Annotated in this window: 8 protein-coding genes and 1 pseudogene; 5 read left to right on the top strand and 4 right to left on the bottom strand. The window is 55.9% G+C overall.

Going from position 1 to position 7,482, the window contains the following annotated elements:
• Both ACOTTU_RS20495 and ACOTTU_RS20490 read left to right on the top strand, forming a co-directional pair.
• Positions 1–125: pseudogene (locus ACOTTU_RS20495) on the top strand (S-(hydroxymethyl)glutathione dehydrogenase); the annotation flags it as partial.
• A gap of 247 nt (positions 126–372) precedes the next feature.
• Complete coding sequence (locus ACOTTU_RS20490; RefSeq protein ID WP_425660676.1) at positions 373–831, top strand: (2Fe-2S)-binding protein; 459 nt, start codon at positions 373–375, stop codon at positions 829–831.
• A 38-nt stretch (positions 832–869) separates the two neighbouring features.
• Here ACOTTU_RS20490 and ACOTTU_RS20485 read toward each other — a convergent pair whose 3' ends face one another.
• Complete coding sequence (locus ACOTTU_RS20485; protein ID WP_425660674.1) at positions 870–1,268, bottom strand: carboxymuconolactone decarboxylase family protein; 399 nt, start codon at positions 1,266–1,268, stop codon at positions 870–872.
• On the bottom strand, positions 1,268–2,089 hold the full coding sequence (locus ACOTTU_RS20480) for a cyclase family protein (RefSeq protein WP_425660672.1): 822 nt from the start codon (positions 2,087–2,089) through the stop codon (positions 1,268–1,270). The genes ACOTTU_RS20485 and ACOTTU_RS20480 overlap by 1 nt, the downstream gene beginning before the upstream one ends.
• Before the next feature lie 294 nt (positions 2,090–2,383).
• Here ACOTTU_RS20480 and ACOTTU_RS20475 point away from each other — a divergent pair, with 294 nt between their 5' ends.
• Positions 2,384–3,661: an MFS transporter gene (locus tag ACOTTU_RS20475; protein WP_425660670.1), complete on the top strand. Its 1,278-nt coding sequence runs from the start codon at positions 2,384–2,386 to the stop codon at positions 3,659–3,661.
• Here the strand turns inward: ACOTTU_RS20475 and ACOTTU_RS20470 are convergent.
• Positions 3,658–4,464 (bottom strand): N-acyl homoserine lactonase family protein, encoded by an 807-nt coding sequence (locus tag ACOTTU_RS20470; RefSeq protein WP_425660668.1) that lies wholly within the window; start codon positions 4,462–4,464, stop codon positions 3,658–3,660. The two genes, ACOTTU_RS20475 and ACOTTU_RS20470, sit on opposite strands and share 4 nt — an antisense overlap.
• Positions 4,461–4,781 carry a putative quinol monooxygenase gene (locus ACOTTU_RS20465; protein WP_425660666.1) on the bottom strand — a complete coding sequence of 107 codons (321 nt, stop codon included), beginning with the start codon at positions 4,779–4,781 and terminating at the stop codon, positions 4,461–4,463. The genes ACOTTU_RS20470 and ACOTTU_RS20465 overlap by 4 nt, the downstream gene beginning before the upstream one ends.
• A gap of 101 nt (positions 4,782–4,882) precedes the next feature.
• On the opposite strand from ACOTTU_RS20465, the gene ACOTTU_RS20460 reads away from it, so the two are divergent.
• Both ACOTTU_RS20460 and ACOTTU_RS20455 read left to right on the top strand, forming a co-directional pair.
• On the top strand, positions 4,883–5,971 hold the full coding sequence (locus tag ACOTTU_RS20460; RefSeq protein ID WP_425660664.1) for an isocitrate/isopropylmalate dehydrogenase family protein: 1,089 nt from the start codon (positions 4,883–4,885) through the stop codon (positions 5,969–5,971).
• Positions 5,968–6,999: a Gfo/Idh/MocA family protein gene (locus ACOTTU_RS20455; protein ID WP_425660662.1), complete on the top strand. Its 1,032-nt coding sequence runs from the start codon at positions 5,968–5,970 to the stop codon at positions 6,997–6,999. Before ACOTTU_RS20460 ends, ACOTTU_RS20455 begins: the two co-directional genes overlap by 4 nt.
• The last annotated feature ends 483 nt before the right edge of the window (positions 7,000–7,482 follow it).

Here is a 7,482-nt window from a genome sequence, read left to right as displayed (position 1 = left end):
GGTACATGGACGGCAAGATCGAGATCGACCCGATGATCACCCACAAGCTGAGCCTGGATGAGATCAACCACGGGTTCGACCTCATGCACCAAGGCAAATCCATCAGAGCCGTCGTCGAGTTCTAGGGCGGTGACCAAATTCAGGGCCTGTCATCCGGCGCGTTTCCCAAGTCGGTGGCCACGATGAGATGGGACATGCCATCCTCAGCGCGTCTTGATCCGGCGATCAGGCCAAACCACTGGCGGATTTACCAAATTGTCGCCAGGCGTCTTCTCGCGTGCGGGTGATTTCAACAGGTTCGTGACGTCACGGTCGCATTGTGGCGCGTGCGCTTGGCCGATAGAATTGTGTCATTGGCAGAAGGTTGACGTGATGCAGCTCACCGTTGATGGCAATTCGTATGATGTTGATGTGGCTGACGACATGCCGCTTTTGTGGGTATTGCGCGATACCCTGGGCCTGACATCCGTAAAATACGGTTGTGGCGTTGCCCAATGCGGCGCCTGCACCGTGCATCTGAATGATCGCGCGATCCGCTCTTGCCAGACCGCGATATCTGACGTGGACGGCCCGGTTACCACCATCGCAGGATTGGGAACGCCGGATAATCTACATATCGTGCAGCAGGCCTGGATAAAGCATCAGGTCGCGCAATGTGGCTACTGCCAATCGGGGCAGATCATGCAGGCCGCCGATCTTCTGTCGAACACGCCCAACCCCACAGACAAAGAGATTGATGAAGCGATGCGTGGCAATCTCTGTCGTTGTGGAACCTATCTACGGATTCGGGCCGCGATCAAGGCGGCCGCTGTTGCGCTGAACACGCGATAGGCGAATGAGAGCAGCCGTTTTGCCCAGCAGATTGCTGATCAATCTGTCATAAACTCTGGATCGGTCGGAACCTGCATCGATGTCACAAGGCCATTGGTTTGCATGGCCATCCCAATCACGCTCATAAGTTCGCCATGCTGCTGGGGTGTCATGCCTTTCGCCCTTGCCGCGGCTGTGTGTGAATGTACGCAATAGCCACATCCATTCGCTGTGGACACAGCGATATAGAGCATTTCCTTGACCAGCGGATCCAATGTCCCTGGGCCCATAACGGTTTTGAGACGTTCCCAGGTCGCAGCCAACAATTCGGGGTCGTTGGCCAGGGCCCGCCAGAAGTTATTGATGAAATCGGTGCCACGGGTGGTACGGATGTCGTTGAAAACGGCCAGCACTTCTGCGCTGGCCGCCTCATCCGAGATCAAGGGAACGGTTGCCATCAGACCATTGCGAAGATGCGGGCCGGTCCGCCAGAGCCACCGACGTGGTTTGGCGCGCCCACCACAAGCGTGGCACCCGCTGCGGGCACCTGGTCGAGGCCTGCAAGGTTTTCGATGCCGTAGCGCCCAGCGGGCAACCACGCATAGTGGGTCGCAAAATCCGGAGAGGGGCCGTGATCCAGTGACAAAGTATCGACAGCCATGGCTGCAGCAGTTGTTGTTTCCAGTAACATCTGCGTGGCCTCGATGTGGAATCCGGGAAAGTGTTTTACGCCATCTGCGTCATTGCCTACGTAATCCGGGCTGGCGGTCTTGCCGGCCCAGCCTGAATGCATCGCGATGCAGGCCTTGTCGGGAATGTCGCCGTGGGCGGCAATCCAGGCTTTCAGATCATCCGGTGTGACCTGTGCGTCAGCGTTTTCAGCCGCCTTTGCCGCAATGTCGACAACGCAAAGCGGCACGACCAGATCGCTTACCGGTATTTCGTCAACCGAGCTACCGTCGGCAGAGAAGTGTAGCGGTGCATCCACATGGGTTGCGGTGTGTTCATTGATGCTGAGATTGAACAGATTGAATCCGTTTTCGGCAAAGTTGAACTGTTGCTCCATGGAGATACCCGGAACGCCAAAGAAGGTCGGAAACTCCGGGCTGAGCTTGTGTGTCATGTCGAAGATGCCGGAATGCCCATCAGCCATTGCCGCAGGCGCGCTGACCATCACTCCAAGACCCGCAGCGGCACCAGCCGCCGCACTGGTTTTGAAAAAATCCCGCCGCGACAGCATACGTTCTTTGACTGAATTTATGACGCAAATATCACACATGGTAGTTCCTTCTCCAAATTTCGGGTGACGCGAGGCCGCCTCTGTTTTTCACCAGGCCACTGAGTTGATCGCCAGAACAAGGCGCGTAACTGCCCGCCAATTTCTGTGTCGCAATGCGCAGTTGCATTTGCCTTCAATCTCAAACCTTCCCGTCGGCAATGGTACACCGGATATTTTGTTTGACCATAGGAGAGTGCGATCTGCCGCATCACTCTGGCGTCAGCGCCTGTGGTCGGACGCAGAAAGTTCGACGCTAGCTTGCAGTGCGTCACAATTCCGTGCCACCTTCACGGGATGCTACGCAATCTGCTCCCGCTCAGCGCCTTGTTGCTCAGCTCCGCGCTCTTGCTTTTCGCCGGTGGAACCAACAGCCTCATCCTTCCGGTTCGCGGCGCGGCTGAGGGCTTTGATGCCCTGTCCCTGGGGCTTTTGGGCACCGGATGGGCGTTGGGATATGTCGCGGGTTGCGTGGTGATGCCGATGCTGGTCAGCAGGGTCGGCCATATTCGTTCCTTTACAGTAATGGCCGCGCTAGCTGCGGTCGCCATTCTTGCGTCGTTGATCTTCTTGAAGCCTGTTGCGTGGATTCCGCTTAGGGCGCTTTCGGGTTTGTGCTTTGCCGGTGCCGCGATGATCGTTGAAAGCTGGCTCAGTGAGCGTTCGGACGCGAAAAACCGCGGGCGCATCTTCGGGACCTATACAATGGTCAATCTGGTCGCCTCGACCGCCGGGCAGATGTCTTTGACCCTTGCCTCAACCGATGGCTATTTCTTCTTTGTTCTGGGGGCGATCTTTTACGCTCTGGCATTGGTTCCGGTGGCGATCACTTCCAGTGCCAGTCCAAAACCACTTGTGAAGGTGCGTCTCGACCTGAAGGCTCTGTGGCGGAATTCGCCCGTTGCTGTTTTTGCCATTTTTCTGGTCGGCGTTTCCAACAGCGCGTTCGGAACATTAGCGGCTGTTTATGCCGGCCGGATCGGTTTGACGCTGAATTCCATCGCGCTTTTCGCAAGTATTCCGATTTTGGCGGGTGCAATAGCGCAGGTGCCGGTGGGTTTTTTGTCAGACCGAATAGATCGCCGCAAAGTCCTCGTCGGTACCGCGGTGCTGGCACTCATTGCTGACCTGGCGTTTATCTTCGTGGCACCCGAGAGCACTTTGATAAATCTTGTTCTCGTCTCGCTTTTTGGGGCGTCGATTTTTTCGATGTATCCGGTCATTCTGGCGCATGCGAATGATCACGCCGAAGAAGGCAATTTCATCCAGACCAGCGGTGGCTTGCTGCTTGTTTTCGGTTTGGGTTCGATCATCGGGCCGCTTGTTGCCGGTTGGGGCATGTCGTCCATCGGCGTGTCAGGCTTGTTTCTGACAACCGTGGGGGCGCATATCCTGATGATCGCCTACGCGCTGCTGCGCATTATGACACGCGCGCCGGTGTCCGCCGAAGAAAAAGCAGCCTTTGTCGCGGCACCACCGGGGCGCTCCATCACGCCGGAAACAGCAGCTTTCGCCTCCGGGGAGGAGCAAGCGGAGGGAACGAAGCCCAACGAAACGGTAGACAATAGCGTCTAACCAGCGCCCAGGAAATCCAGGCGGTCAGGCCCCTGATCCAACCGCCAGATGTGATCAGCCATTGCTTGCGGAAAAGATGACGCCACAAGAGGGTCATGTCCGGGCACGATCAGCTTTGGCTCGCTGGCCAGGCGTTCCAGTGTTTCAAAGCCGTCGAGCATGTTCTGCAGATCAACCACGATCGGAAATGGTTTTTTTGCAAAGACATTTTCGTAATAGTGCGCGGCATCTGACGCCAACACCATCCAGCCCGCTTTGGTTCGCACGCGCACGCATTGAAGGCCGCGGCTATGTCCACCGATACAATGTACGGTCACGCCGTCGGCGATTTCTGCGTCGCCGTCATGAAAGATGACCTGCCCGGAATAAAGCCGCTTGATCGCCTCGCAGATATGACCCGCGGTAAACGGCATGCGGAGGGTGTCGTGACACATACAGGGACCGGTGGCATAGGCCATCTCGGCAGCTTGCAAATGCAGTTTCGCATTTGGGAAGAGATGCAAACCGCCAGCGTGGTCGTAGTGCAGATGAGTGACAATCACGTCCCTGATGTCTGCGGGCTGCAACCCCAATGGTGCGAGTGAGATTGCCGGGTCCTGCCGGATCGGACGATCTCTTGTTTCGGCCTCGCTGGCGTCATAGCCGGTGTCGACGAGGATGACTTTCTGCCCCTGCCGCAGAACCCACATGAAATAGTCCATCGGGTGCGGCGCATCGTGGTTGTCATCAAAGATAAAACTGTCACGCCGGGTCCGGCTGTTTCGATCTGCGTATTTTACTGCGTAAATTTCCCAATCGCTCACTGGATCACCGTTGCGTAGGTTCTGATGGATTTGTCTTTGATCATGTCTGCTGCTGCGGCGTCAAATTCCTTGAAGTGCTGTGTCGCCAGATGCTGTCGAAAAGCCGTTTCATCTTCATAAAGCTCATACAGAAAGACTTCGGTGAGCCGCGCGGGATCGGTTGCGACATCAAATTGATGGCACCCAGGTTCATTTGCAAGCGATGCCCTGGCGTTGTGCTCCATCAATGGCAGAAATTCAGCCAGACGGTTGGATTTGATCGTGAAGGTGACAACAACAGCGTACATTTGTGTCCTTGCGTTTAGCGGGATGCTCATTTACGTATGCATTAATGCATACATTAGAGTTGGACTATTTGCTACCACTGAATCATATGTGGTCGAAAAAGTCTCAATCACGCTAGGGGACATAGCAACAAATGAAAGATGTTTACCGGATCGCGGTTTTTCAGGGAGATGGCATTGGGCCAGAAATAATGCAGCCTACTGTTGAAATTCTCGGCCAGCTTGCCAATCAAAATGGCTACAACCTCAGCTTTGTCGATTACCCGGCGGGGGCCGCTCATTTTGCGAATACCGGGGAGGCGCTGCCCGCGACTTCGTTGCAAGGCGCAAAAGACAGTGACGCGATATTGCTGTCCGCGATGGGGCTGCCGTCGGTCAGATACGATGATGGTACCGAGATTTCTCCGCAAATTGATCTGCGCAAGGCTTTGAATCTTTTTGCCGGTGTGCGCCCCGTTCGCATCTTCCCCGGCCAGAAAACGCCATTGTCGCTGCCCGCCGGGCGGGAGGTTGATTTCGTTCTCATCCGGGAAAGCACCGAAGGGTTGTTTCACACACAAGGCTGCGGGGAAGTCACCGAAGAAGAGGCGCGCGAAACGCTGTTGATCACCCGTAAGACATCCGAACTTCTGTTCGATTTCGCTTTTAATTTGGCACGGGATCGTAAAGAGGCCGGGCGAGGTCCGGGGCGGGTCACCTGCGTCGATAAAGCCAATGTTTTCCGTGCCTTCGCGTTTTTCCGCGAGATTTTTGATGAAACGGCCCAGCAATTTCCTGACTTGGCGCGTGAGCATGCCTATGTTGACGCTATGGCGTTGTGGTTTGTTCAGAAACCATGGGATTTCGATGTATTGGTCACTGAGAACATGTTTGGCGATATTCTGTCTGACTTGGGCGCGGGTTTGATGGGCGGGTTGGGCGTGGCACCGTCGGCTGATATCGGACTGTACCATGCTGTCTTTCAACCTTGTCATGGGTCGGCGCCGGATATTGCCGGGCAGGGGATTGCCAACCCGCTGGCCATGATCCTTTCTGCCGCGATGATGCTGGAATGGCTGGGTATGCGCCATGACCATGCGTCCCTCACAACAGATGGCGTGCGGCTTCGAGAGGCGGCCGAGAAGGTCATCGCGAAGGGCGAGGATCTGACTGGCGATCTCGGCGGAACCGCCACGACAAGTCAAGCAGCGGCGGCGGTCACAGCTGCACTCGCCGCGACATGAACCAAAAATCCCAATATCGCGTGGCCTGTTTGGGTGCGGGCTACTTCAGCCAGTTTCACTATGATGCCTGGCGACGCATGCCCTGCGTAGCACTGGTCGGATCAGCGGACCATAACCTTGATGCGGCGCGGGCAACGGGCCTGCCAGCTTATGCGGAGCTGCATGAGATGTTGGTTGAGACCAAGGCTGACATTCTGGACATCATTTTGCCGCCTGGGGCTCATAGGGAAGCGATTGACATCGCGCTAGAGATCGGTGTCAAAACGATCATTTGCCAAAAACCGTTTTGCATTGATCTGGCCGAAGCAACAGGTGTGACGGAACGCGCCGAAGCAGCCGGGACCAACCTGATCGTGCATGAGAATATTCGTTTCATGCCCTGGTATCGGGCCATCCGCTCTGCCATTGATGCCGGGCAAATTGGCACACCGTTGCAGGCTAGTTTCCGCCTGCGTCCCGGAGATGGTCAGGGCCCTCGCGCCTATTTGGATCGTCAGCCCTATTTCCAGCAGATGCCCCGGTTCTTGATCCATGAAACGGGTGTGCACTGGATTGACACCTTCCGCTTTCTTTTTGGCGATCCCACAGCGGTTTATGCTGATTTGCGTCAGATCAACCCGGCAATCAGCGGCGAGGACGCAGGGTTCTTCCTGCTCGATCACCCGGGTGGCGTCCGGACGCTCTTTGATGGCAACCGGCACTGTGATCACGTCTCGGACAATCATCGCAGGACGATGGGCGACGCAGAGTTTGAAGGCACGGACGGTACCCTGACTCTTTCCGGGGATGGCAGTGTCCGTTTTCGAGCCAAGGGGGATGTGGTGGCAGAAACTCTGTTGGCGCCCGATACTGCTGGCGGATTCGGCGGCGATTGTGTGCACCATTTGCAAAACCATGTGATCAACGCTTTGCGGACGGATAGCGGCTTTGAGAATACCGCACGGAGTTATCTTGACGTGCTTCGGATCAAAGATGCAATCTATCTGTCTGCGGAAACGGGTCGGAAGATCTTTTTGGTAGAGAGTTGATCAGCAAGGGCTTTTCCGCGCAGACCTGACATGCTGATGATCCCGTGCTTGAGTCGACGCACAGGTGGAATGGTCGCCTTCGAGCAGCGCTGCCACATTGGAAAATGCGTATGAGGGTCGGTGCCGAGTGCCGGGCTTCTGGCATTCCCCAGGCTGACAGAATCACACCACGGCTCTCCTCGATCTCGGCGCCTCAAGGCTTCTATTGAGATCGCCCCTCTCTCAGATGCGATGGCGCTGGGCAAAAATCGGCTTGTGCTGCGCAAGCTGTCGATTGGTTTGAATTTTGCCTTTGTTCAGTCGATGGAGTCCTGTTTCTGTGTGGCAAGGAAAGAACTCCTCCGTTGACAGGCAGCAGCAAATCTTGCTCGACAACAAGTGTGCAAGTATTTGAATTATATCCTAAAAAATTGGATACATAGCCTTGATACCAACGAAGGACAGCCGCAAGTTTGAGCGGCGCTTGGCCTTTTCGACACCTCG

Source organism: Roseobacter sp. EG26 (assembly GCF_049830555.1).
GTDB lineage: Bacteria > Pseudomonadota > Alphaproteobacteria > Rhodobacterales > Rhodobacteraceae > Roseobacter.
The sequence above is the reverse complement of the archived record's forward strand: the minus strand, read 5'-3'. Positions and strand labels throughout refer to the sequence as shown.